Consider the following 23799-nt stretch of genomic DNA (forward strand, 5'->3'; position numbering starts at 1 on the left):
AATTGGCACTGGCTTTACAAGCACCCTGTTGAGTTCTCAAAGAACAACCACACACCGACCAGAAGCCCCACCTCAGTGGAACCCCGTTTCGGGGCAACCGCTCAAACCTACTTGGTTGAACTTTCATTGTCAACCTCAGGTTCGAGGCGATCAATGTGGTTCATCCGGACCCACGATGACGCACGCCGAACCCGGCGGTCGTTACTGTCGTGGGAAGCCGCAGACCGGCCGATCGCCGCTTCGCGGCTATCCGCCCGGCTCCTGCCGGCTTCAGAACCTTACCCGGTCGGCTTCGCGTTTGCAACCCGCTTCCGGGATGTTCCGCACCGCCCGATCCTCAGTCTCGCTCGGCGTCTCCGCCACGAGCCTGGCGCCCGCTCTCGGCCGGTTTGTCCGGCCTCCCCCGTGCAGAGAGAAAGTTACGCGGACGGCCCGGAGAAGGCAAATCAGGGTTCATCACTGGTTCCGATCGGCTGGTTCGCAACGGTCCCGGTACAGCCGCAGACGCGGGCCGTCCCGCCGTGCCAGAGTGTCAGGCATGGATGAGTCCGGGCTCGGCACCAGGGTGTTCGCCGAGGAGTCGCTGCTCGGCGTGCTGCTGCCGTTCTGGCAGGTGGTGATCGGCGCGGTAGTACTTGTCGTGTTGGTGCTCTCGGTGGGACGACTGGCCCGACGGGGCAAGTCCCGCATGACCACCGCGCTGCTGATCACCGCCGCGGCCATCGCCGGGTTCGCGGTGATCGGCGTCCTGCTCGAGGGCTGAGGCTCAGAGCCGCCGGTTTGCCAGGCTGGGCAGCTCGGCCCGGATCACGGCGAGCCGGTCGAGGTCCAGGTCGACGACCGACACACCCGGGCCATCCGGCAACTGGGTGAGGACCGTCCCCCACGGGTCGACCACCATGCTGCGGCCGAAGCAGGTGCGGCCCGGCTCGTGGTCGCCGGTCTGGCCGGCCGCCGCCACGTAGCACTGGTTCTCGATGGCCCGGGCTCGCAACAGAACCTCCCAGTGGTCCCGGCCGGTGTGCATCATGAACGCCGCCGGGACCACCAGCAGTTGGGCCCCACCATCGGTGGCGAGCAGCCGGTACAACTCCGGGAAGCGCAGGTCGTAGCAGATCGACAGGCCGACCCGCAGTCCCTCGATGTCCACCACCACCGGCTGCGCCCCGGGGGCGACAGTTGCCGACTCCCGGTAGGAGACCCGCCCGGGGATCTCCACGTCGTACAGATGGATCTTGCGGTAGCTCGCGGCCAGTTTGCCGGCGCGGTCGAAGACCAGTGACGTGTTCCAGGTGTGTTCCGGGTCCGGACCAGCCTCGTGGAAGGAGCCGGCCACCAGCCAGATCCCGAGCCGCCCGGCGATCTCGGCGAAGAAGCTGCCCACCTCGCCGTCCACCGGCTCCGGCTCGGGCATCCCGGTGGCCGGGCCGAGGTAGTCGACGTACTCCGGCAGGACGGCGAGATCCGCGCCGCCGGCGGCCGCGCGGACCAGCAGGGCCTCCGCGGCGGCCAGGTTGGCCTTCCGGTCGTCCCGGGCGTTCAGTTGGCAGACCGCGACGCGCATGAGCACAGGGTACGGCGGGACGGCCGGCGCGGACAGCGTCAGAGACTGGCCAGCACCAAGGCACCGGCGGCGAAGCCGAGCCCGGTGATCTGGACGACGCGCAGCCGTTCCCGGTCGACCGCCAACGCCAACAGCACTGTGCTCGCCGGGTAGAGCGCGGCGACCGCCGCGACGATGCTCAGGTGACCACGGGCAGCGGCGGCCAGGAACAGCGCGTTGGCGCCACTGTCGAGCAGACCGGCGACCGCCGCCAAACCGAACTCCCGTCGCCCGAGCCGCAGCTGCTTCCGGGTGCCGAGGGCCAGCGCGAGGCCGACCGCGATCGAGCTGGCCCGAACCGCCGCCACCGGCCACATCCCGGCGCTCTCGTCGGCCTGGCCCAGGAAGGTGTAGAAGACCCCGAACAGCGCCCCGGCGGCGAGGGCCAGCCCGACCAGCCGGGCCGGGACGGCTCGTCCGCCACCGCTTTCCCCCAAACTGACCAGGGCGATGGCCAGCACAGCGAGGCCGGCGCCGGTAAGCGCCAGGACACCCGGGAAGGAGGCGGTGAACAGGCCGGCGATGATCGGCACCACCGCGGCGGTGATCGCGGTGACCGGCGCGACCACCACCATCATCCCGCCGGCGAGAGCCCGGTAGAGAAGCATGACACCGCCCGCGCCGGCCACCCCGGCGAGCAGCCCCCAGCCGAGGTCACCGAGGTGTGGGGTGCCGGGCACGAGCAGCACCAGCACGACCAGCAGCGGGACACTCAGAATTTGGGAGACCACGGTCACGGCAATCGGGTCCGCGTGCCGGGACGCCTTACCACCGGAGAAGTCAGCAGTGCCGAACGCGACGGCGGCCAGCGCAGCCAGGACAATGGGCATCATGTACCTGTCGTACCACAATAGTGACCGCGAAGGATAGTTTAATGACCGAAGCAGGACCGGATCGAGTGGGCGCGGTAACCGCCGCGGTAGCCCGGCAGGTACGCGAACTACGGGCTGCCCGGGGCTGGTCCTTCGAGGAGCTGGCCGGCCGCTCCGGGGTGAGCAAGGCGATGCTCGTGCAGATCGAGGGCGCCCGCACCAACCCCAGCGTCGGCACGCTGTGCCGGGTCGCCGACGCGTTCGGCGTCAATATCGCCCGTCTCCTTGAGCCGGACGAGGAGCAGACGGTGCGGATCAGCTCCACGGCCGACGCGCCAGTGCTCTGGCAGGGCGAACACGGCGGCACCGGCCACCTGCTCAGCGGGCTTGGCGAGCCCGACCTGGTCGAGCTCTGGGACTGGCGGCTGGAGCCCGGGGACGGACACCGCTCCTCCGACCACCCCCGCGGCACCCGCGAGGTGCTGCACGTGCTCGCCGGCACGGTGATCGTTCACGTCGACGGGCAGGATCACGCCGTCCGGGCCGGCGACACTATCGAGTTCCACGCCGACCGGGAGCACGGCTACCGCAACGACGCCGCGGACCCGGCCCGGCTGATGATGGTGACGGTCACCCCGTCGGGCGAGTGGGACCGCCGAACACGGTCACGCCGGCCGCGTCAGTGACGAACGGCCGGCGTGACGCGGGGACGATCAGGCCGACTTCTCCTCGCGGTCCCGCCGGGCCCGACGCCCGGTGAACTCGCGCGGCACGATTGTCGGGTTGACGTTTTCGAGGACCACTTCACGAGTGATCAACACCCGGGCGGCGTCGGGGTTGCTCGGCACCTCGTACATCGCGGAGAGCAACACCTCCTCGATGATGGCGCGCAGGCCACGGGCACCGGTGCCCCGCAGCATCGCCTGGTCGGCGATCGCCTCCAGCGCCGGCTCGTCGAACTCCAGCTCGACCCCGTCCAGCTCGAACAGGCGCTGGTACTGGCGGACCAGTGCGTTACGCGGCTCGGTGAGGATCCGCACCAGGGCGCTGCGATCCAGACTGCGCACGTTGGTGATCACCGGCAGCCGGCCCACGAACTCGGGGATCAACCCGAACTTGAGCATGTCTTCCGGCATGACCTGGCTGAAGATGTCGTCCGTCGAGCGCTCGGAGACCGACCGGAGTCGGGCACCGAAGCCGGTGCCGCCCTGCCCGGTGCGGGACTCGATGATCTGGTCGAGGCCGGCGAAGGCGCCACCACAGATGAACAACACGTTCGTGGTGTCGATCTGGATGAACTCCTGGTGCGGATGCTTGCGGCCGCCCTGCGGCGGCACGTTGGCGACAGTGCCCTCAAGCATCTTGAGCAGGGCCTGCTGGACCCCCTCGCCGGAGACGTCCCGCGTGATCGAGGGGTTCTCCGACTTGCGGGCGATCTTGTCGACCTCGTCGATGTAGATGATGCCGGTCTCGGCGCGCTTGATGTCGTAATCCGCGGCCTGGATCAGCTTGAGGAGGATGTTCTCCACGTCCTCGCCGACGTAGCCCGCCTCGGTCAGGGCCGTGGCGTCGGCGATGGCGAACGGGACGTTCAACATCCGCGCGAGGGTCTGCGCCAGGTGGGTCTTGCCGCACCCGGTCGGGCCGAGCAGCAGGATGTTGGACTTGGCCAGCTCGACGGCGTCACTGCCGGAGCCCGGCGCACCGGCCGCCTCAGCCTGGATCCGCTTGTAGTGGTTGTAGACCGCGACCGCGAGCGCCTTCTTGGCCTGGTCCTGCCCCACGACGTAGTTGTCGAGGAACTGGCAGATCTCCATCGGCTTGGGAAGCTCTTCCCACTTCACCTCGCCGGACTCGGCCAACTCCTCTTCGATGATCTCGTTACAGAGATCGATGCACTCGTCGCAGATGTAGACCCCTGGGCCCGCGATGAGCTTCTTGACCTGCTTCTGCGACTTGCCGCAGAAGGAGCATTTCAGTAGGTCGCCGCCGTCACCGATCCGTGCCACCTACGTTCTCCCTGCACTCGTCGGCCGGAGACCCGGCCCTGACCTGCGGACGCTGCGCGCCGCCCGGTTTGGTTCACCCCACCGGTCCCAACCGGCGAAGCGGTACGGACCCGACGTTACCCGCTGACGGGGCATTCTCCGACCCCCAAAACGGGTGTGTCAGAGGTCGGCCGGGAACTGCCCGCCCCGGCCAACCTCTGACCCGACACTGCTCAGCTGGCGGAGTGAGTCGCCAGCAGACCCTTCTTGCGGCTGGTCAGGATGGTGTCGACCAGCCCGTACTCCTTGGACTCCTCGGCCGTCATGATCTTGTCACGGTCGATGTCCTTGCGAACCTGCTCGATCGGGCGGTTGCAGTGGCGGGACAGCATGTCCTCCAACTGCGTCCGCATCCGCAGGATCTCCCGGGCCTGGATCTCAATGTCCGAACCCTGCCCGTAGCCGCCCTCGGTGGCCGGCTGGTGGATGATGATCCGCGAGTTCGGCAGGGCCATCCGCTTACCGGCGGTGCCCGCCGACAGCAGCACCGCCGCCGCGCTGGCGGCCTGCCCGAGGCAGACCGTCTGGATGTCCGGACGGACGTACTGCATGGTGTCGTAGATCGCCGTCATGGCGGTGAACGAACCACCGGGCGAGTTGATGTACATGATGATGTCGCGGTCCGGGTCGGTGCCCTCGAGCGTCAGCAGCTGGGCCATCACGTCGTTAGCCGACGCGTCGTCCACCTGGACACCGAGGAAGATGATCCGGTCCTCGAAGAGCTTGTTGTACGGGTTGGATTCCTTGACCCCGTACGACGTGCGCTCGACGAACGACGGCAGCACGTAACGGTTGTGCACGGCCGCGAACTGGGGCGGCAAGCTCAGATCGGTCATCGTCAGCTCCTCAGCTCAGGGTCCCGGCGCCATCCGGAACCTGAGCGGCCCCGATGATCACCTTGTCGATGAAGCCGTAGTCCATGGCCTCCTGGGCGGTGAACCAACGGTCCCGGTCCGAGTCCGCCTCGATCTGCGACTGACTCTGGCCGGTGTGGTGCGCGACCCGCTCCTGGAACATCCGCTTCGTGTAGAGCATCTGCTCCGCCTGGATGGCGATGTCGGACGCCGTGCCGCCCAGACCACCGGACGGCTGGTGCATCATGATCCGGGCGTGGGGCAGGGCGTACCGCTTGCCCTTGGTGCCCGCGCAGAGCAGCAGCTGGCCCATCGAGGCCGCCATGCCCATCGCCACGGTCGACACGTCGTTGTCGATGAACTGCATGGTGTCGTAGATCGCCATGCCGGAGTAGACCGAGCCACCCGGCGAGTTGATCCACAGGTTGATGTCGCGGTCCGGGTCCTCCGCGGCGAGCAGCAGCAGCTGCGCGCAGATGCGGTTGGCGACCTGGTCGGTCACCTCACTGCCCAGGAAGATGATGCGTTCCTTGAGCAACCGGTTGTAGACCGAGTCGTCGAGGTTGCCAATGGAGTCGCCACCGCGCGCGTCAATCGCCCGGAGCGACTTCTTGGGGATGTGCATGTCGGTCATGGCAGCCCTTCGCTCTCCGTACCGTCTTTCCCGACACTAACCGCTGTGCGGGGCGGCAGAGTCCCGGTCGGGGCACTGTTCGCTCTCAGCGCAGCTGTGTCGGGCACACCCGCGGCGCGGGCTCCCCGGGGCGTACCCGGGGAAAGAATTCGGCCGCCGTCCACCGCACAGCGGCGGACGGCGGCCGCAGTCGACGATCAGTGGTCGTGGTTGTGCTCCGCCTCGTTGGCGGCGCGCAGGGCGTCGAGGGTGACCTCGTTGCCGGCCGAGTCCTTGATCGTGATCCGCTCCATGACGGCGGCGAGCGCCTTGCCGCGCCGCACGTCGCCGAAGACCGCGGCGGCGGCACCGGAGCGCACCAGCTGGTCGTAGTACTGCTGGGGGGCCATCCCGGCGCGCTGCGCCCGGTGCACGATCTCGTGGCCGAACTCGTCGTCGGAGACCTGCACGTCCTCCGCGTCGGCGAGAGTGTCAAGCAGCAGCTGAACCTTGACGCCCTCGGTCGCCGCCTCGGTCAGCTCGGTGTCGATCTGCTCCTCGGTCTTGTCCTCGGCCGCGAGGTACTCCTCCATGGAGGCGCCGATCCGCTCCAGCTGGTCGACCATCGCCTGCTTGCGGCTCTCGACCTCCTCGCGGACGACACCCTCCGGAGCCGGGATCTCGGCGGCCTCGACCAGCCGCGCCAGGGCCTTGTCCCGAGCGGCGTAGATCTGCTCGACCTGCTTGCCCTGGGTGACCCGGGCCCGCAGGTCGCCGCGCAGCTCCTCGATCGTGTCGAACTCGCTCGCCATCTGGGCGAACTCGTCGTTCAGCTCCGGCAGCTCCTTCTCCTTGACCGTGCGCACGGTCACCGCCACCTCGGCGTCGCGACCGGCGAAGTCGCCGCCGACGAGCTGGGTGGTGAAGGTGGTGTCCTCACCGGCGGAGAGGCCGACGACGGCCTCGTCGAGGCCGGGCAGGAGCTGCTTGCTGCCCACCTCGTGGGAGATGTTGCTCGCCTGGCCGCCCGGCACGTCCTCGCCGTCGACTGTGGCGTTCAGGTCGATCTGGACGTAGTCGCCCTCGGCGGCGGCCCGCTCGACGGTCTTGAGGGTCGCGAACCGCTCGCGCAGGTTCTTCACCTGCTCGTCGATCTCGCTCTCGTCGATCTGCAGCTCGTCGACGACCACCTCGATGGTGGAGGCGTCGGGCAGCGTGATCTCCGGGCGGACGTCGACCTCGGCGGTGAAGTTGAGCGAGTCACCGTCGTTGAACTCGGTGATCTCGACCTCGGGGCGCCCGAGCGTCTTGAGGTCGTGCTCGCGCACCGCGGCCATGATGTTCTCCGGGATGGCCTCCTGCACCGCCTCGTTGAGGACGGTGCCGCGGCCGACCCGCTGGTCGATCACGGCGGTCGGGACCTTGCCCCGGCGGAAGCCCGGAACCTGGACCTGCGAACCGATCTCCCGGTACGCCTTCTTGAGGCTCGGCTCGAGCTCGACGAACGGCACCTCGATGGCGAGCCGCACGCGCGTCGGGCTCAGAGTCTCGACGGTGCTCTTCACAGGCGTACTCCTTGACGGATCTCAGTTGAGTCTGGGCGTGCTTCAGCCCATCGAGTGTAGGTGAGCCGGCCTGACGCTCCGGCAGCGCCCGGGAACCGCACGGTGGCGGCGCCCGGGGCGGCCCGGCCGCAGACGACAGTCGGGGTGGCGGGATTTGAACCCACGGCCCCTCGCTCCCAAAGCGAGTGCGCTACCAAGCTGCGCCACACCCCGTGGCGACGTGCAGTCTATGCCGTCGGCGCGACCCGGGCGGTGCCGGGGCACCCGCCACCCGGACAAATATCACGAAAAGCCCCGTAACGCCCGTCGGCCGCCACGCCGCGGTCGGCGCCACCCGGTCGGGTGGCGTGGCTGCACGGTCGGCAAGAGCATTGGGTACGCTGTCCGCGCGCCCCGTTTCGGCGGGGGCATGCGGGCGTAGCTCAATGGTAGAGCTTCAGTCTTCCAAACTGACTACGCGGGTTCGATTCCCGTCGCCCGCTCCAACGGCCTTCGGCCCAGGTCAGAGGCCGCATCCCCGCTCCTGGGCCGGTCGGCCACTCCCCCGCTTCGATCTGGCGGGCCATTCGTGGCCCACTACTCGCCGGGCAGGAGCCGGTTCGGGTCAGCACCCGGTGGGAAGAACGCGAGGCTGCTTGGATCCCGGTCGTCACCGTGATCCTCTTTCCAGCCGACGGCGGAGGAGATCACGTAGTCCAAGCCGCCGCCGCTCACCAACATGAGGACCCGACTGTGCGATCCGATCTGGCCCAGGTCGGACAGGATTCGGTGGCGTTCTCCGCCGGTCCACGGCCGAGTCGATTTCGCGGTCCCGCTCGCTCCGCCGTCGAGCAGCTTTGCGCGCCAGCTCCGGATGGTGGCCGGCGTGCTGGCGGCCAGGGCGAGGCGGCCCGGGTGCGGCCCGATGTGCAGGGCGCACAGGTACTGCACCCACCAGCGTCGGCCCGGACTGTCCTCGTGGTGGAGGCCGGCGAGGAGATGACCAGGCTGGCGGCCGACCTCCGTGAGCTCCTGGGTGGATAGGCCCTACGGCGGTACAGCCAGGCACGCCCGGTTCTTCTTCGACGCCGGGTCCGGGGGTGTCCTGTGGCCAACCGACCCGCAGCAACGGGAGGCCTGGGGGAATCCGGTGCGCCTGGCGGCGCTGCCGATCAGCGTGACCCTTCGGGATGAGCTGACCCAGTTGGTCGAGTGGTACGACGCATCACTGAACCGGGACTATCCACCCGACCCGGGGCCGTGGCGCGAGCCGGAATGCCAAGCCTTCAACGCGGCCGTTCGGCGGGCCCTCGACCAGCTGCGCGCCGAACTCGGCGAACGGTGGGTGATCGCAGACGAATTCGACGAGGTGCACGAGGACCCGGACCTCGACCGGTACCTCGCCGACCCGGTCAGCTTTCGGCGATGACCTGCGTCTGCCGCAGCAGCGGAGCACCACTTGTGTGAAGCATCCGGTGGGACGTGACCCCAGGGGTCATCGTCCGGTCTCCACGGCGGGATAGCGGGCTCATCCGCGTCCGCGTTCCCGGTCAGCGGGTGGCGACGCGCACTTCTCGATCAACTCCCAGGCGTTGAAGAACTTCGGCTGCGGGCCGAACAGCTCGTCCAGATATCGCGTGGGAGCCGCATGACGATCGTCGCCCGGCAGCCAGATCGAGTCGCACTCCGGGCACAGCAGGAACACCCGCCCGTCCGCACGGACCCGGTACCAGGTCTGCCAGTCCTGCCCACATGCCGTGCACGCGACCCGTGCGTCGTCGGCACGGACAGCTTCGGAGCCGTGATCGGGCAGGCGGTGCTCAGTCACCGACATTCCTCATCCCGTTCCCGATGTCGAAGGACACTGCACGGCCCCCAGCTCTCCAACGGCGGTTCGCGCCGCACGCATCGACCGTACCGCTCGTCATCATCGAGTCACAGTGGCCGTGCACCGGCCACGGACCACCGGGCTGAACGGGCCCGACACGCGGCCGCCGGCCACTGCGACCGGGTGCGGCCCCGTCGCGTGCCCGGCCAAAGGTCGCCCAAGGCCGGGGTCACGGGGTTCGAGGTTCGAGGTTCGGCTCCTGCGCAGCCGACGACGGATGGCCGAGACTGTGGCGATGTCACGCAATGTCGAGGGCGCCCCACGCCGGCAGGTCGCCATCGCCGTGCTCCTCATCGCCGCTGGTGTGCTGATCCTCTTCGTTCCCGCCGGCGACGAGGGCAGGGTCCTCGTCGCCCTCAGCGAAGGTCACGGGCTGTCGGCAGTGGACGTGGTCGGCGCGGTACTGCTGGCGTCGGGCGGCACCTGGCTTGAGGTTCTCGTGCTCCGACGCCTGCCGCACCTCGCCCTGCCCGCACGGGCCCTGTTCGCCCTCGGCCTGCTGGCCGGTCTCGGTGTGGGGCTTCTGATCGCCTCGGTTTTCTCGGGATTCTTCTGGTGGTGGGCCGTCGGCGCCGCCGCGCTCGGGGTCGTCCTCCTCGTCCTCGTGCCGCTCACGGCACGTCGTTGAGGTCATCGACCGAACGCTCGACGACCCGCGACGCCCGGCGCGACGGCAGCCCGGCCGTCGCGGTGTCTCCGCACTACTCGGAGCCGCCGCCACGGATCACCCCGGACATGTCACGACGCGCGCGGCAGCGCGAGCCAGTCCGCCCAGGAGATGTCGCGGCCCAGATAACGGGGTTCCTGGAAGGGCCAGTCGGCGGCGATCCACTGCGGCACGAACGCGTCGAGTGCGCGTTCCGCCGCGCTGCCGACGAGGTCGTTCACCACCCACCAGGAAATCTCGCCATCGGCGCCGATGCGCTCCGGCGGGTCGATGTAGACGCAACCCAGGAGCGCCGTCTCGCCCTCGTCCAACAGCGCGTAGTTGAACGACTGGTGCGCGGCGATCTCCTTCTCGTGCCGCAGCAGGTCGACGCGGTCCTCCTCGTAGGTCATCGTCTCCGGGGGCCAGGCCCAGGCCGGGCCGAAGATCTCCCACAGGCGCTCCCGGGAGCCCATCACGGCGGGGTAGTCGAGCGCGGTGTCCGCTTCCCGGATCGGCCGCAGGTGCAGCGTGCTGCCGGGCACCGGCACGTGCACGGGATGGACGAAGTCAGCAGGCAGCCAGTTCATGCGCCGAGGCTATCGCCGGTGGGTACGGGATGGCCCAGGGCTTCGCGCCCAGGGGCGGACGACCGACGGCCACCCGATCGCTGACTGTCGTCATCCAGGCAGAGACTTCCCCGCTCCGGGGCTTCGCCGGGCCGATCCGGATGGGTCGACATGGATATCATCACGTGGGCGAGCGGAAGAGGTCGCACATGCAGCCAATTGGTCCGTACCAACGGATCCGGAGACTGGGCGTCTGCCAGATTGGCAGCATCTGGTCTGCCGTCGATGATGGCCAGCAGGCTCTCGTGGTGGTGATGCTCGACGTCGGCGTCGCCGGAGAGTCACGGTGGCGGGACGCTTTCGCGGCCACCAGCCACGCGATAGCCCGTTCGGAGGCGGGCAGCCCGCTCTGGGTCGATGCGGACTTCTCCGCCACCACGCCCTGGGTCGCGTACCCGAAAGATCTCCTGCCGACTGCCGAACGCACCTTCGTCGCCCTCGGCATGACCTACCAGCCGGCGCCGGCCGAGCCCGACGAGCCGCCCGCTGAAACGGAGCAGGCACAACGGGCGGCGATCCCGGTGCCGCGCCAGACGCCACGCGCCGAGCCCACGCCGCGGACCGAACAGACGCAACGGACCGAGCAGACGCTGCGGACCGAACAGACGCCACGGGCGCAGGCCACGCAGAAGCCGGCGGCTGAGGCCACGCAGACGCAACGGGCCGAGGCGACGCGGACGCCACCGGCCGACCAGCGGCCACCGGCCGAGCAGGCGCCACCGCGCGCCCCGCAGCCGACGCCGACTGATGAGAAGCCACCGACAGCCGTCGAGCCGCCAACCCCGACCTTGCCGCCACCACCGACCTTGCCGCCACCACCGACGCTGACGCCCACGAAGCAGGCTCCGATGCCGGTGTGGGCCGTCCCGTCACGGCCGCAGGACAGCCGGCCCCGCTCAACGTCCACCGCCACCGAACCCGAACCGGAAGCCGAACCGGCACCGGCACCGACGCCAGCGCCGAGACGATCCGGCGCGGGCCGGTGGGCCATGCCGGTCATCGGTCTGGTGCTCGGCCTCGTCGCCGGTAGTGGTCTGGTCCTGCTGCTCGACCCCGGCACGGATCCCCCACAACCGAAGCCCACGACGGGTCAGTCGGCGCTGCCCGCACCGGCACCGGCCGCCGCCCCGCTGAGCCCCGGGCTCGAACCGCCGGCGCAGGGCGAGTGGCCCGCCCAGTGGGTGCGGTTCGCCGCCACCGACCGGATCCTCACCCTCAACGGACTTGACGGTCTACCGTTTCCGGTGAAGGTGCCGCCGACCTGGCAGTGCACGTCCGTCGAGCGGGCCGCGGGGCTCAGCAGACACCAGTGCGGCGCGCCGGCCGGCAGCGAGGCCGCGCTCGGCGGTGAGTTGGTCGTGCGCGACTGCCCGGCGCCCTGCGACGGGCCACGCCAGACCGCCATGCGTACCGGCGAGGAGGCCTGGGGGCTGCAGTGGGTACGCAGTGGTCCCACCTCTGCGTACGCCGAGACCAGCAGCCTGACCATCGACGGCGCGCAGCGGTACGGCCTGGTGGTGGTCGCGTACTGGCGCAGTGGCAGCGGCGACATCGACAAACAGCTGGTGTTGCGGATGACAGCGCCGGTCGGCGGCGCCAACCAGCTCCGCCGGGTCGCCAACTACCTACGGGACGTCCTGATCTTCTGACCCGGTCACCTGCTCGGGCGCGGGGCGGGGCAGCCCGGCTCGGGCGATCAGAGCGAGCGGAAGCCAGGTCAGGTATCCGGCGAGGGTGACGGACAGGTGCGATGCCTCCAGCCAGGAGACCCAGAGCAGCGCGATCAGAAAGAGCGCCGGCCCCGGCATGCCCGCCCCGGCCAGGAACATCGACCGCCGCCAGACCTGGTACAGCAGCACCGCGAACAGTACGACGGTGAGCAGGCCCCCGATGGCCAGCAGGTGCACGAGCACGTTGTGCCCGTGGGTGTACCGGCCGCCGAGCGCCGCGGCCAGGTCCGGCTCGCGCTCGAAGTATTCCGGGCCGTGGCCGGTCAGCGGCCGCTCCGTCCAGCGGTCCAGCAGGGCACGCCACGTCCGGCCCCGGTTGGTGAAGCCCGCCGGGTCGCGCGTCAGCAGTGGGCTGAGGATGGTCAGGCCGAGCGCGACGACAAGCGGGAGGCCGATCAGGATCGGCAGAGACCGGCGGTGACCCGGTCCGGACCGGTCGGGCCGCCCACCGGTACGCCAGCGGAACAGCCCCCAGGTCAGCAGGACGACGACTGCCGCGAGTTGGCTGGTCCGGGAACCGGTCCACAGCAGACCGACAAGGATCAGCGCCAGGGTGACCCGCCGTACCGCCGTCGGACGGATGCCGAACACGAACGGCAGACTGAGCGCGAGGATGAGCCCGAGCACGTTCGAGTGTGGGTACGGGCCGGCCAGCAACCCACCGATCGCCCAACCCTTGTTGCCCGCGTCGGCACCGGTGAGCAGCCCCAGGTCCGGCCGCACGACCGCCAGCAGCATCGCGACGACGGCGGTGGCCGCGCCGAGCACACCGATCGCGGCCAGCGCCAGCGCCCCGGGTCGGAGCGCCCAGATGGCGACAACGGCGATCGGGAGGGCCAGGGACACCGGCCCGGGTGGTTGCCCGTTCACCAGCCCGGCGAGGTGGATGGCGGCCAGTGGGGCGAGGACCCCGACGAGCGCCCACAGCCGGTCCGGGCGGCGTTGCCGCAGCCCGGACCCGGTGAGGAGAAGGGCCAGGACGATGAAGGCCGCTGTGGTGACGTCACCCAGGAGGCGACCGGCGGGCGGCATCGACTCCACCGCCGAGTTGAAGGCCGGCCGCCCGTTCTGCAGGATCTGGACGAGTTGGGGAAGGGTCACCCTGATCCAGGCGAGGACCAGCAGCACGACGACGCCACCGGTGCCGAGCCACTCGGCGGTGCCGCTGTCCGGCCGGATCAGTCTGCTGGCCCGCAGCAGGGCGCCCTTGGTCTGGCCGCTGAACACCATACTCATCGGACTCCCCCGCCTGTGCCGGCTGACTGTGAATTGGCCGCATCCGGTGCCTCGGGAGGACCGGTCCGGCGAGGCCGCCACCGCCGCCTGAGCCCGGCATGCAGGTGACGGAGGTCCGCGCCGTACGGCACGGTCACCGCTCGTAGTGACGGCACCGCTGGCAACCCGCGGACCGACCGGGCGGCGATGCCGGCCGCGACGGCGTACCCGACCAGGCTGGCGAGGGCCGCACCGACCGCACCCAGCGGGGCCAGTCCGACGAGGAGCAGCACGCCGGTGAGTGAGCCGACGACGAGGGCTACCGACGATCGGCCCGCCTTGTCGTGTACGAGCAGCAGGGCGCTGAAGATCTGTACGCAGGTGAACACGACGGTGGCCGCGCAGAGGATGACGGTGGGCAGCGTGGCGGGGGCGAAGGCGGCGCCGAAGAACCGTGGCACCAGCAGACCCGCGCTCGCGGCGAGGACCGTGCAGCCGAGCGCCGTCACCGGTACGGCGATCCGGGCGACCCGCAGCACGGAGTCGTGGTCCTCGCTGCCTGCCCCACCCATCAGGACGGTCCGGGCCGCGGTCGCCACGACTGTCGGCAGTTCCGCCACGCTTACCGCCACCGCGTAGAAGCCGAGTTCCCGTGCACCGAGCAGCGGCAGGCCGATGACCTGGTCGAGCCGGGCACTGGAGGTCGCCGCGAGCACCCCCGGCAGGCAGGTGAGCGCGTAGCGGATCATTGACCGGACGGGAATCGGCTCGGCCGGGTCGGCTGGTCGGGTGACGCTCGCCGGCCCCGGGCGGCGGCGCAGCCGGGGCAGCCCGACAAGCACTCCGCTTGCCGTGGCGGTGAGGAACAGCGCAGCCGCCCAGAAGGCGCTCAGGTCGAGGGCCACGCAGGCGATGACCAGCAGGATCGTCCGCAGCGCCGCCGGCACTACCTTCATCAGGTTGACGCCGCCGAGGTCCGCGGCACCGGTGAGGGCGCCGATCGCCAGGTTCGCCATGATGTGCAACGGCGCGAGGAGCGCGAGCACCAGGAACTGCTGCCTGTCGACCTCGCTCCGGTCGAAGACGAAGAGGCCCAGCACGCCCAGGAGCAGCACGGCGACCAGACCGAGTGGCAGGGCGGCCAGCAGGCTGACCCGGGCGGCGTCCCGGCCGGACAGCCGGCCCTGCCGGACGTGGAAGGTCAGCGCGTCCTGCAGGCCGTAGGTGCCCAGCCAGCCGCAGACCACGATCGGCAGGGTGAGCGCGGCGTACAACCCGCGTCCCTCCGGCCCCAGCTCCCGGGAGAGGAAGGGGCTGACGAGCAGCCCGCTGACCGGGATCAGCAGGTTGGCGGCGGTGGAGGCGACCAGCCGGTTGACGGCCATCATCGGGCTGGTTCGGTGCCGGTGGCACCGCGATCGGCGAGGTAGCCGTCGGTGCCGAGAGCGGTGCGCAGGCGTTCGGCGAACCTGTCCTCGGAGAACTCCTGGCCCACCAGCCGCGTCGCCTCGACGGCCATCGCGTCGAGGGCTGTCGAGGTGGTCGCGAGGATTTCCGCGGCCATCCCGGGCGGGTCCGCGGCGACCCGGACGGCGGGGCTCGCCGGTACGCCCTCGGCACCGACCGGCGTGGTGAAGACCGGGACCGCGTGGGCCAGCAGGGTGAGGGTCTTCAGTTTGACGCCGGCGCCGCTCCACAGCGGCACCACACCGGCGCGGGCGTTGCCGAGCGCGGCGCGCAGGTCCTCGACGTAACCCCGCACCCGTACCGCCGGGTGCCGGTCCAGTTCGGCGCGGACCGGCGCGGGCAGACCCGAGCCGATCAGGGTGAGGGTGTAACCGGACCGGGCCAGTGCCGGCCAGCCCTCGGCCAGGAAGCGCCGCAGACCTGTCAGGTTCGGCTCGTACGCGAAACTGCCCAGCCAGACCAACTCGCGCTCCCGGGGCCGGGGCTGATGGCCGGCGGGCAGCGGGACGCAGCTGGGTAGCACGAAGGTGGCCACCCGACCGTGGTGTCGACGTAGCCGTTCGGCCTCGTCGGCACTTGTCACCGAGACCGTCGCGCAGCAGGCCAGCGCCCGGCGCTCGAAGCGGGTCGAGACGGCGGTCAGGTATCGGGCGCGCAGCCGGTACGCGAGGTCGCCCGCCGCCTCGATCTCCTGCGGGACGCTCGCGGCGAGCACGTTTGCCTTGTCCCAGTGCCAGCGCAGCCGGGTCCCGTGGAAGTAGGCGCCGGCGGCCTCACCGAGGGCTATCGCCGCGCCGTCGCGTCGCCGCAGTTCGTCGTGCAGGTCGGCGCTGTAACGGCTCCGGATCCAGGGCGGCAGGCCGTACGCGAGGGCCTGCGAGTAGCGGCCCGCCGGACCCAGGCGGTCGTAGCGGAACGGCGTGGCCGCGAAGGTCCGCACCCGCATCGGGTGGAGCAGTTGGCGCAACTGCTCCACCTGCTCGTCGGTGCTGTCCGGGCGGCGGACCACGAGCAGGGTGCAGTCCGGCACCTGGGCCAGCGCTCGCACCATCATCGACACCCGGACGGGATCGCCCCGGTCGAGCGGAATCGGCAGGTACGACGAGACGACGCTGAGGGTCACCGGTGGCCGCCTTCGCCCAGCAGTGTCCGGCGGGCCGGGGCCGGGCCGGCCAGGTCCCGCCAGACCGCCAGCAACCGGTCGGCCTGCACCGCCGGGGCGAACTCCGACCGGAGTCGCAGCAGCAGCGCCTGCGCTCGCCGCCGCGCGGTGACCGGCTCGGCGGTCACCGCCCGGATCGCTGTGGCGAGGGCGACCGGGTCGTCCGGGGGGACGAGCCAGCCACTGTCCGGACCGACGAGTTCGGGGATGCCCGACACCGCTGTGGTGACCACCGGGACGCCCTGACTGGCCGCCTCCATCAGGAACACCGGGATGCCGTCGAGGTCGCCGTCCGGGGCGGATCGGCAGGGCAGCGCGGCGATGTGCGCGTCGGCGAGTGCGGCAGTGGCCACCGGATGGGGCACCGCCCCGTGCAGCACCACCGTGTCGGTAAGCCCCGCCGAGTCGATCCGACGCCGCAGGTGCGCCCGCAGTGGACCGTCGCCGTAGACGTCGTACCGGATCGGCTGCCCGGCCTGGACGAGCCGGGCCACCGCGTCGATGGCGGTGTCGATCCCCTTCTTCGGGATCAGCCGGGCGACGGTGACGATCCTCGTCGGGGTGCCCGGCGCGGCGGCGGGCCCGGCCGGTGCGGCGTCCAGGAGCCGGGCGTCGACGCCGGCCCGGACGACCCGGTGCGGAGTCGTCGCGATCGGCACTCCGCGGTGCGCGAGTTGGCCGGCGGTCGCCGCGGAGACGACGAAGAGGTGCCGCAGTCGGGCCAGCCGGCGACCCAGCGCCGCCGGGTCCGGGTCGAGCAGGAAGTCGGCGGCGTGTGCGGTCGCCGTCACCGGCCGACCGAGTCGGCGCCCGACCAGCAGCGCGACAGCGGTGGGCAGGTTGACGAAGTGGGCGTGCAGGACGTCCGGGTCGAAGCGCGCGATCTCGTCGACGAGGGCGGTGGCAGCGCCGCTGGCCAGCAGAGTGCGAGCCAGTCCCCGCCCGCCGGCAGCCCGCGACGGCGGTCCGAGCAGGCGCAGGTCGGCCGGGAGCCCGCCGGGACGGCGGAGCAGGTGGACGGCGGCCCGACCCGGCTCGGCCCGACGGTTACCGTCCGGGTTGGCCACGAACATCTCGACAGTCGCCCCGGCCGCCCGCACCGCCTCGATCTCGGCGGGGATGAAGGTCTCGGTGAGCCCGGGTGGGCGGATCTGGACGTACCCGATCCGTAGTGCCTCAGCGCTCACGCCGCGCCCCGAGCGTGGGCCGGCCGGTGGGCGCGGCGGACGGACTCGAAGAACCCGGCGTGCCGATCGACGCAGTCCGCGTCGGACAGCAGGCCCGGGGTGTGGGCGGCGGCGGTCGCCAGGTCGTGCCGTAGCCGCTGCGAGGCCACCAGGGTACGCAGCACCGCGGCGAGCGCGTCCGGGTCTCCGGGCGGGACGAGCATTCCGTTGGCCCCGGAGCGGATCCACTCCCCCGGCCCACCGCCCTCGGTGGCCACCACCGGCAGCCCCCGGGCCAGTCCCTGCAGCACGGTCTGGCCCAGTGGCTCGGGCCCCAACGACGAGTGCACCAGGATGTCGATCGAGTCGAGGAAACCGTTTATGTCGTCGACGTGCCCGTGAAACGTGACCTGTTCGCTGATGCCCAGCGTGGCGGCGAGCTCCCGCAGTTGCGTCTCGTAGGCCTCCTCGCCGAAGAGCGGGGCACCGCAGAGGTACGCGCGCACGTCAGTGCCGCGCAGGCTCGCGGCGAACGCCCGGAGGAAGACGTGCTGACCCTTCCAGTGCTGCAGCCGGCCGACCATCCCGATGGCCCTGACCTGGGGTCGGACCTCGGGGTGCGCGAGCCGCTCGGAGATTCCGCTGGGGCTCTGGATCACCGTCCGCTGGGCTGGAATCCGGGGGCCCGACGGGACACTGGCGAGGGTGAACCCGGAGTTGGCGATGAGCCCGTCGGCGCGTCGCATGGCCAGCCGTCGGAACACGGGCAGCCCGATCGGGCCGAGGCTCTCCACCGTCAACGGGCCGCGAAGGTGCACCACGAGGGGCCGGCGCCCGGCGCGGTCGGCGAGCGCGCAGATGATCGCCGCGGCGGCGGTGTTCGCGTGCACCAGGTCGGCCTGCTGATACAGCGGACTGCGCCGCAGCACCCGGGCGCCGTTTCGCAGGGCCGTCAGGTAGCGGGCGGCCAGCAGCGGTGCCCCACTTCGGGTGCCGCCGGTGGGTAGCGTCGGCAGGTCCCGGGCCTGTGCCACCTCCCGGGCGGGGAGTTTGTCGAAGGCGACGCCGGCGGGTGGGGCGTACAGGGACGCCTGCCAGGGGTGCCGCTGACCGAGCAGGCGGGCCAGGGCCAGTTCGGCCCCGCCGGGTTGCGCGGTGTGGGTGACGTGCAGCACCCGCATCGGGTCAGCCACACTCATGATCGACCCATTCGGTCACCCGGCGGGCGAAGGTCTGCGTCGAGAACCGCTCCGCCTGAACGGGCATCCGCGCCTGCTCAAGGTCGTCGAGCCGGCCGATCGCCGCCGCGTGGTCACGGGGTTCGAGCGAGTCGACAAGAACGCCGGTCTCCGCGTCGACGACCGTCTCCAGCAGACCGCCACGGCGTAGCCCGAGGACCGGGGTGCGGCAGGCCTGCGCCTCGACCGGAACGATGCCGAAGTCCTCGTGGACGGGGAAGAGCAGGGCGCGGGCGCCCCAGTAGAGCTGCCGCAACCGGATGCGGTCGGGCCGGACCTCGATGGTGACCGGCACCCGCGCCTGGTGCGCCAGGTGCCGCAGTCGGGCTTCCTCGGGCCCGGAGCCGGCGATGACCAGGGGTAGGCCGGCCTCCTCGGCGATCGCGATGATCAGGTCGAAGTTCTTGTAGCGGACCCAGCGTCCGACGCCCAGCAGGTAGTCGCGCGGTTGCGCCCGGTCGGCGGTCGGCGCGGCGGAGAAGAAGTCCACGTCGACCGGTGGGTTGATGACCCAGGCGTCGCGCCTCCAGTGCCTCCGGATCCGGTCGCGCACCTCGACGGAGTTGGCCGCGTAACTGTGCACGTGGTGGCTGAGCCCGACGTCGAGTGCCCGCATCAGTCGGCGGGGGACGGCAAGCATCCGCCCGGACGCCCGGTCGTCGACCCCCGGGTTCCAGAGGTAGCGGGCGGGGGCGTGGACGTAGCTGAGGTGCCGGGTACGGTCGGGACTCCCGAGCCGGACCGTGTGCGCGAAGGCGTGGCTGGAGGAGATCACCACGTCGAACCGGTCGCGGGTGAGGGTGCGCCAGACCAGCGGCATGAACGGCAGGGCGACCGCCTTGTTGCCGCGCAGTGGTGTCCGGGCCAGCCACGACACCCGCAGCGGCGGCGGGTCGGCGTCGTCGTCACTCCACAGCGCGAACCGCTCGGCGGTTGGGAAGACCTCGGTGAGTTGCCGGAAGACCTGTTCCGCACCGCCGGTCGCGGTGAACCACTCGTGCACGAGCGCGACCGAACGTCCGGCCCGCACGGGCGGGACCGGGTCCGGCCCGACGGGCTGCCGCGGAATGCCCGGCCAGGTGTCGGGGTCCGCCGTGGCGCCCGCGAGCGCGACCGGTGATGGGCTGGACGGTTGGCGCAGGGTGGGTGGAACCGGCTGATCCATCACCTCGTACCCCCGTAAGAGTGTGGACGATCGGCGATGCAGCCGCCGATAATAGCTGACATATTGAGCGAAACACATGTCATGGCCGACACAAGTAAGTAATCGGACACCGGATCACCGCCACCAATACTGATCGTCCACACTCTATGCGGTGCATCCGTCGGGGACGTATCGTCGGGGCGCGGCTCGACCCGTCGTCGACGGGCGGAATTCTGGATAGTGGTGAAATGTCGCCTCCCTGCTGAGGGTTCCACAATGGTGTCGTTATGACCGACGACGTGGCTCTGCTGCTCCGCCGAGCGGGGTTCGGACCAACCGCCAACGAGCTGGCGGCAGCACGGCGAGCCGGCTTCACCGCCACCCTCGCGGCGCTGACCACCCCCACGGGGCCCGACATCGGCGCCACCCGCGCACCCCTCCCCCCGCTCGGCCCCGACCCGTACGTCGGCACCCCCGAGCCCACCCCGGCGCAGCGGGTCGAGGCCGACGGGCTGCGCCGAGCGCAGGCGAGCACCCTCACCCAGTGGTGGCTGGACCGGATGACCGTCGCCGACCACCAGGCGGCGGAGAAACTGCTCTTCTTCTGGCACGGTCACTGGGCCACCTCGATCGTCAAAGTCAAGAGCCCGCAACTGATGTTGGCCCAGCACCTCGCCCTACGGGAAGCCCGCGACTTTCGCGACATGGCCCATCGGATGATTGTCGATCCGGCTCTGGTCCACTGGCTGGACGGCCAACTGAACAGCCGGGAAGCACCCAACGAGAATCTGGCTCGGGAATTCTTCGAGCTGTTCACCCTCGGCCTCGGTCATTACACCGAATCAGACGTGCAGCAGGCCGGTCTGGCGCTGACCGGATGGCGGATCGATCTCGCCGGGCAGCGATCGGTCTTCGACCCTCGGCGCCACCACGACGGCGCGTCGAGCATCCTCGGCGTGACCAGACACTTCACCGCCGACGACCTGGTCGACCTGGCGCTGACCCAGGAGGCCTGCCCCCGGTTCGTGGCCGCCCGGCTCTGGCACCGGTACGCCTCCAGCACCCAGCCGATCCCGGACCACATCCGGGAGAAGATGGCCGCCGCCTTCCCCGAGCCGCTGCCGATGCTGCGGGTGCTGCTGGCCGACGAGACCTTCCCGGGCACCCGCGCCACCATGGTCAAACAACCGGTCGAGTGGCTGGTCGGCGCACTGCGACAACTCGGGTTGCGACCGGCCACCCTTCCCGCGGAGACGATCACCGGGCTGCTGGACGGGCTCGGTGGTCTCGGGCAACGCCCGTTCGCCCCGCCCAGTGTGGGCGGCTGGCCGGCCGGGGTGGCCTGGCTGACCTCGGCTGCCGCCCGGTTGAAACTGTCGCTGGCCGGCAAACTCGCCAGCCAACTCAGCCCGGAGCGGATGACCCCGGAGGAGGTGGCGCACCTGCTCTGCGTGGACACCTGGACCGACCGCACGTACGAGGTGCTGCGCGGCACCACCAACTCCCGGTTGATGCTCACCCTCGGGCTGGTCAGCCCGGAATACCAGGTGACCTGAGATGGACCGACTCACCCGACGCCGCTTCCTGCTCGCCTCCGGCGTGGCCGGCGGTGGTGCCCTCGCCGCCGGAGCCGGCGCGATCACCCTGTCCCGGCTGCTCGACACCGCGGACCCCGAGCAGCGCGTCGCCAGGCGTCCGGTGGAGACAGTAGTCCTGGTCACCCTCTACGGCGGCAACGACGGGTTGAACACCGTCATCCCGTACGCCGACCCGGCCTACCGGGCCTCCCGGCCGGAACTGGCGTACCCGCCGGAGCAGGTGCTGCGGTTGGACAGCGACCACGGTCTGCACCCGGCGATGCGCGGCCTGTCGACGCTCTGGTCGGCCGGACGGCTCGCCATCGTGCACGGGGTCGGCTACCCGAAACCGGACCGCAGCCACTTCCGGTCGATGGACATCTGGCAGACCGCCGCGCCGAACGGCCCGGCCGACACCGGCTGGGTCGGGCGCTGGCTGGACGAGACGCAAGCCCCGGTCGAGGCCGCGGTCAGCTTCGAACCGGTGCTGCCCCCACTGCTCGTCGGACGGCGACGGGTCGGCGCCTGCGTCAGCTACCAGGGCTTGGAACTGCCCGACTGGGTGGCACCCGCCATGGTGGCGTCACTCGGTCGGGTGCAGGCCGGCGAGTCGGCGATGCAGGCCCGGGCCGCCAGCGCCTACGCCGATCTGGTCGACATGGGTCGGCTGGTCCGGGAGGCGGTGGCCCCGACCGCCAGCCCGACCGACGCGACCCCGGTCGCCACCGCCACCGGCACCGGCGGTGGCGGCGCGCTCGGCGCACAACTCGCCCTGGTCGCCCGCTGCGTCGAGGCAGGGGTACCCACCCGGGTCTACTCGGTAAGCCTCGGCGGCTTCGACACCCACGCCGGAGAACGCACCGCGCAGGACGCCCTGCTCGGCCAACTCGACGCAGCCCTCACCGGCTTCGTGGACCGGATGGCCGGCAGCGACGCCGGCCGCCGGGTCGCGGTCGTCGTCTACAGCGAATTCGGCAGACGGGTACGCGCCAACGCCTCCGACGGCACCGACCACGGCACCGCCGGACCGGTCCTGGTCGCCGGAGCGCGAGTGGCCGGCGGCTTCCACGGCCAACCACCAAGCCTCACCGACCTGGACCAGGGCGACCTGAAGGTGACAACCGACTTCCGGGACGTGTTCGGCGCGGTGCTCGACACGGTGCTCGGGGCCGACCCGCAGCAGTACCTGCTCGGCTACCGGGGTACACCGCTCCCGCTGTTCCGCGCCGGCTGATGGTCAGGTCCTACTGGGCATACGCACTGCCGGTGCACGTCCGTTGTCATTGAACAAAGTTGGGCCAGAGCCATATCGAACGAATCAGACCAGCCCTAACCCCAACCGCTACACCCTGGGCGATTTCTACCAGCGACGTTGCCGGGTCGCCCTCGACCGACACGCGAAGAGACCCAGCCGCCTGATCGAACTCAGCCTTCCAATCATCGTTACGGGAGATCGACAACGAGACGCCCGCTTCCAGCTCATCGACCGACACCAGGCGCAAGACTCCGGGCACGACGCTGGGCCGCGGGAGGAGAGCCGCGGACCACGAGGTGGCTGGGAGATAGCCCCAGGCGAAGAGGAGTTCACCTGTTTCGATGCCCACTTCCAACTGAAGGGTGTCCGCGACCAGTAACGGTGATAGTTGTATGAGGCACCGGTTTCCGGATCGTGGATCTGTCCAGACACCCCGAACCAGCAGTCCTGCCCGCAGCGCCATGGATCATGCTCGCCGAGATCGGGCCGGGTCTGGGACGCCCGCTGGTCGACACGGTGCAGGGTTCGAGGGGCCCGATCTACGCTTCGGCCGTCAGTCCGAGGTTCGGATCTGCTCCAGATACGTCAGAGGCTCCCGGCGGAACTCCATGAGCTCCCGCAGCGCGTCCTTCTCCGCCGTGGTGATCACAACGTCCTCCTCCGACAGGGCGCCGACGAGTATCGGGATCGCCAGGTCCCAGGCCCCGGCGCCTCCGGACTCCAAGACGATCGGCCGGTACTTCGGGCTGATCTTGGGTGCGAGCTGGTCGCTGATCTGGCGGCTGTACCGATAGAAATCGTTGACTTCCATGGGTCTACCGTAGGTGCGGTGGCTAGGCCGGCGGGTTGGTGGTGACGCCGTCGCCGTGGGGGCGCGCCTGAGGGCGGCTGTCGGGGTTGGCGGCGATGCTCTTGAACCAGCCCTCGACCTGCGCACCGGTCACCTCGCCGCCGGGCTGCCCCGCCACCCCTGGCAGCGGATCTCCGCCGGCGCGGGAGCGAAGGGCCACCGCTACTACGACTGGGCGTTCATCACCCTGTCCCATGCCGCCGACCAGCACGGCGGGCACCACCGGCTGCTGATCCGCCGCAAACGCACCACCGGTGAGCTGGCGTTCTACCGCTGTTGGGCACCCGAACCCGTCCCGCTGCACCACCTGGTCGCCGTGGCCGGGAGTACTGGAGAGGCACGATTTCGAGACAGCACC

General features: G+C 70.6%; 23 protein-coding genes, 2 tRNA genes and 1 pseudogene. 9 read left to right on the forward strand and 17 right to left on the reverse strand.

The genetic code is table 11. The annotated features are described in order from the left end of the window. Positions 1-538: 538 nt before the first annotated feature. Positions 539-763 (forward strand): hypothetical protein, encoded by a 225-nt coding sequence (locus AB0B85_RS32035; protein ID WP_357413248.1) that lies wholly within the window; start codon positions 539-541, stop codon positions 761-763. Between the two features lie 3 nt (positions 764-766). On the opposite strand, the gene AB0B85_RS32040 is transcribed toward AB0B85_RS32035, so the two are convergent. Both AB0B85_RS32040 and AB0B85_RS32045 read right to left on the reverse strand, forming a co-directional pair. Then, positions 767-1564 (reverse strand): carbon-nitrogen hydrolase family protein, encoded by a 798-nt coding sequence (locus tag AB0B85_RS32040; RefSeq protein ID WP_357413250.1) that lies wholly within the window; start codon positions 1562-1564, stop codon positions 767-769. A gap of 38 nt (positions 1565-1602) precedes the next feature. After that, entirely contained in the window at positions 1603-2436 is an 834-nt protein-coding gene (locus tag AB0B85_RS32045) for an EamA family transporter (RefSeq protein ID WP_357413252.1), read from the reverse strand. 41 nt (positions 2437-2477) lie between these two features. Here AB0B85_RS32045 and AB0B85_RS32050 point away from each other — a divergent pair, with 41 nt between their 5' ends. Next, entirely contained in the window at positions 2478-3101 is a 624-nt protein-coding gene (locus AB0B85_RS32050) for an XRE family transcriptional regulator (RefSeq protein ID WP_357413254.1), read from the forward strand. A gap of 27 nt (positions 3102-3128) precedes the next feature. On the opposite strand, the gene clpX is transcribed toward AB0B85_RS32050, so the two are convergent. The 5 genes from clpX to AB0B85_RS32075 all read right to left on the reverse strand — a co-directional run bounded on the left by clpX (position 3129) and on the right by AB0B85_RS32075 (position 7708). Then, on the reverse strand, positions 3129-4424 hold the full coding sequence (clpX, locus tag AB0B85_RS32055; RefSeq protein WP_110567768.1) for an ATP-dependent Clp protease ATP-binding subunit ClpX: 1296 nt from the start codon (positions 4422-4424) through the stop codon (positions 3129-3131). A 212-nt stretch (positions 4425-4636) separates the two neighbouring features. Continuing rightward, the gene (locus AB0B85_RS32060) at positions 4637-5299 is read right to left on the reverse strand and encodes an ATP-dependent Clp protease proteolytic subunit (RefSeq protein WP_007464109.1); all 663 of its coding nucleotides are present in this window, start codon (positions 5297-5299) and stop codon (positions 4637-4639) included. Between the two features lie 10 nt (positions 5300-5309). Continuing rightward, the gene (locus AB0B85_RS32065) at positions 5310-5951 is read right to left on the reverse strand and encodes an ATP-dependent Clp protease proteolytic subunit (protein ID WP_007464111.1); all 642 of its coding nucleotides are present in this window, start codon (positions 5949-5951) and stop codon (positions 5310-5312) included. A gap of 197 nt (positions 5952-6148) precedes the next feature. Beyond that, positions 6149-7495, reverse strand: coding sequence for a trigger factor (gene tig, locus AB0B85_RS32070; protein ID WP_357413256.1), 1347 nt, complete (start codon positions 7493-7495; stop codon positions 6149-6151). A 139-nt stretch (positions 7496-7634) separates the two neighbouring features. Beyond that, positions 7635-7708: transfer RNA gene (locus AB0B85_RS32075), tRNA-Pro, on the reverse strand. 198 nt (positions 7709-7906) lie between these two features. On the opposite strand from AB0B85_RS32075, the gene AB0B85_RS32080 reads away from it, so the two are divergent. Both AB0B85_RS32080 and AB0B85_RS32085 read left to right on the forward strand, forming a co-directional pair. Next, positions 7907-7980 (forward strand) — tRNA-Gly (locus AB0B85_RS32080). Between the two features lie 530 nt (positions 7981-8510). Further along, complete coding sequence (locus tag AB0B85_RS32085) at positions 8511-8903, forward strand: hypothetical protein (RefSeq protein ID WP_357413258.1); 393 nt, start codon at positions 8511-8513, stop codon at positions 8901-8903. Between the two features lie 99 nt (positions 8904-9002). Here the strand turns inward: AB0B85_RS32085 and AB0B85_RS32090 are convergent, their stop codons facing one another. After that, the gene (locus AB0B85_RS32090; RefSeq protein WP_357413259.1) at positions 9003-9302 is read right to left on the reverse strand and encodes a hypothetical protein; all 300 of its coding nucleotides are present in this window, start codon (positions 9300-9302) and stop codon (positions 9003-9005) included. Positions 9303-9597: 295 nt separating this feature from the next. Here AB0B85_RS32090 and AB0B85_RS32095 point away from each other — a divergent pair, with 295 nt between their 5' ends. Beyond that, positions 9598-9990: a hypothetical protein gene (locus tag AB0B85_RS32095; RefSeq protein ID WP_357413261.1), complete on the forward strand. Its 393-nt coding sequence runs from the start codon at positions 9598-9600 to the stop codon at positions 9988-9990. Positions 9991-10100: 110 nt separating this feature from the next. Here AB0B85_RS32095 and AB0B85_RS32100 read toward each other — a convergent pair whose 3' ends face one another. Then, the gene (locus tag AB0B85_RS32100) at positions 10101-10598 is read right to left on the reverse strand and encodes a GNAT family N-acetyltransferase (protein ID WP_357413263.1); all 498 of its coding nucleotides are present in this window, start codon (positions 10596-10598) and stop codon (positions 10101-10103) included. A 287-nt stretch (positions 10599-10885) separates the two neighbouring features. On the opposite strand from AB0B85_RS32100, the gene AB0B85_RS32105 reads away from it, so the two are divergent. Beyond that, positions 10886-12286, forward strand: a complete 1401-nt coding sequence (locus AB0B85_RS32105) for a hypothetical protein (RefSeq protein WP_357413265.1) — start codon at positions 10886-10888, stop codon at positions 12284-12286. On the opposite strand, the gene AB0B85_RS32110 is transcribed toward AB0B85_RS32105, so the two are convergent. From AB0B85_RS32110 to AB0B85_RS32135, 6 genes are read right to left on the reverse strand one after another with little or no spacing between them, the layout of a single operon-like run. Beyond that, positions 12263-13603: an O-antigen ligase family protein gene (locus AB0B85_RS32110; protein WP_357413266.1), complete on the reverse strand. Its 1341-nt coding sequence runs from the start codon at positions 13601-13603 to the stop codon at positions 12263-12265. The genes AB0B85_RS32105 and AB0B85_RS32110 overlap by 24 nt on opposite strands. Continuing rightward, entirely contained in the window at positions 13600-14970 is a 1371-nt protein-coding gene (locus AB0B85_RS32115; RefSeq protein WP_357413268.1) for an oligosaccharide flippase family protein, read from the reverse strand. The genes AB0B85_RS32110 and AB0B85_RS32115 overlap by 4 nt, the downstream gene beginning before the upstream one ends. Then, positions 14967-16172, reverse strand: coding sequence for a glycosyltransferase (locus tag AB0B85_RS32120; protein ID WP_357413270.1), 1206 nt, complete (start codon positions 16170-16172; stop codon positions 14967-14969). The genes AB0B85_RS32115 and AB0B85_RS32120 overlap by 4 nt, the downstream gene beginning before the upstream one ends. Continuing rightward, positions 16169-17398: a glycosyltransferase gene (locus tag AB0B85_RS32125; RefSeq protein WP_357413272.1), complete on the reverse strand. Its 1230-nt coding sequence runs from the start codon at positions 17396-17398 to the stop codon at positions 16169-16171. Before AB0B85_RS32125 ends, AB0B85_RS32120 begins: the two co-directional genes overlap by 4 nt. After that, the gene (locus AB0B85_RS32130; protein WP_357413274.1) at positions 17395-18576 is read right to left on the reverse strand and encodes a glycosyltransferase; all 1182 of its coding nucleotides are present in this window, start codon (positions 18574-18576) and stop codon (positions 17395-17397) included. Before AB0B85_RS32130 ends, AB0B85_RS32125 begins: the two co-directional genes overlap by 4 nt. Beyond that, positions 18563-19780: a glycosyltransferase gene (locus AB0B85_RS32135; protein ID WP_357413276.1), complete on the reverse strand. Its 1218-nt coding sequence runs from the start codon at positions 19778-19780 to the stop codon at positions 18563-18565. The genes AB0B85_RS32130 and AB0B85_RS32135 overlap by 14 nt, the downstream gene beginning before the upstream one ends. 266 nt (positions 19781-20046) lie before the next feature. Between AB0B85_RS32135 and AB0B85_RS32140 the strand changes: the two genes are divergently transcribed. After that, complete coding sequence (locus AB0B85_RS32140; protein WP_357413278.1) at positions 20047-21315, forward strand: DUF1800 family protein; 1269 nt, start codon at positions 20047-20049, stop codon at positions 21313-21315. Position 21316: 1 nt separating this feature from the next. Then, positions 21317-22570, forward strand: coding sequence for a DUF1501 domain-containing protein (locus tag AB0B85_RS32145; RefSeq protein ID WP_357413280.1), 1254 nt, complete (start codon positions 21317-21319; stop codon positions 22568-22570). Between the two features lie 574 nt (positions 22571-23144). Here the strand turns inward: AB0B85_RS32145 and AB0B85_RS32150 are convergent. Both AB0B85_RS32150 and AB0B85_RS32155 read right to left on the reverse strand, forming a co-directional pair. Beyond that, complete coding sequence (locus AB0B85_RS32150) at positions 23145-23402, reverse strand: hypothetical protein (protein ID WP_357413282.1); 258 nt, start codon at positions 23400-23402, stop codon at positions 23145-23147. Positions 23403-23424: 22 nt separating this feature from the next. After that, complete coding sequence (locus AB0B85_RS32155; protein ID WP_357413288.1) at positions 23425-23559, reverse strand: hypothetical protein; 135 nt, start codon at positions 23557-23559, stop codon at positions 23425-23427. Here AB0B85_RS32155 and AB0B85_RS32160 point away from each other — a divergent pair. Then, a pseudogene (locus AB0B85_RS32160) lies at positions 23536-23766 on the forward strand (IS701 family transposase); the annotation flags it as partial. The gene AB0B85_RS32155 and the pseudogene AB0B85_RS32160 overlap by 24 nt on opposite strands. Positions 23767-23799 lie beyond the last annotated feature (33 nt).

The organism is Micromonospora sp. NPDC049044 (assembly GCF_040649215.1).
Lineage (GTDB): Bacteria > Actinomycetota > Actinomycetes > Mycobacteriales > Micromonosporaceae > Micromonospora.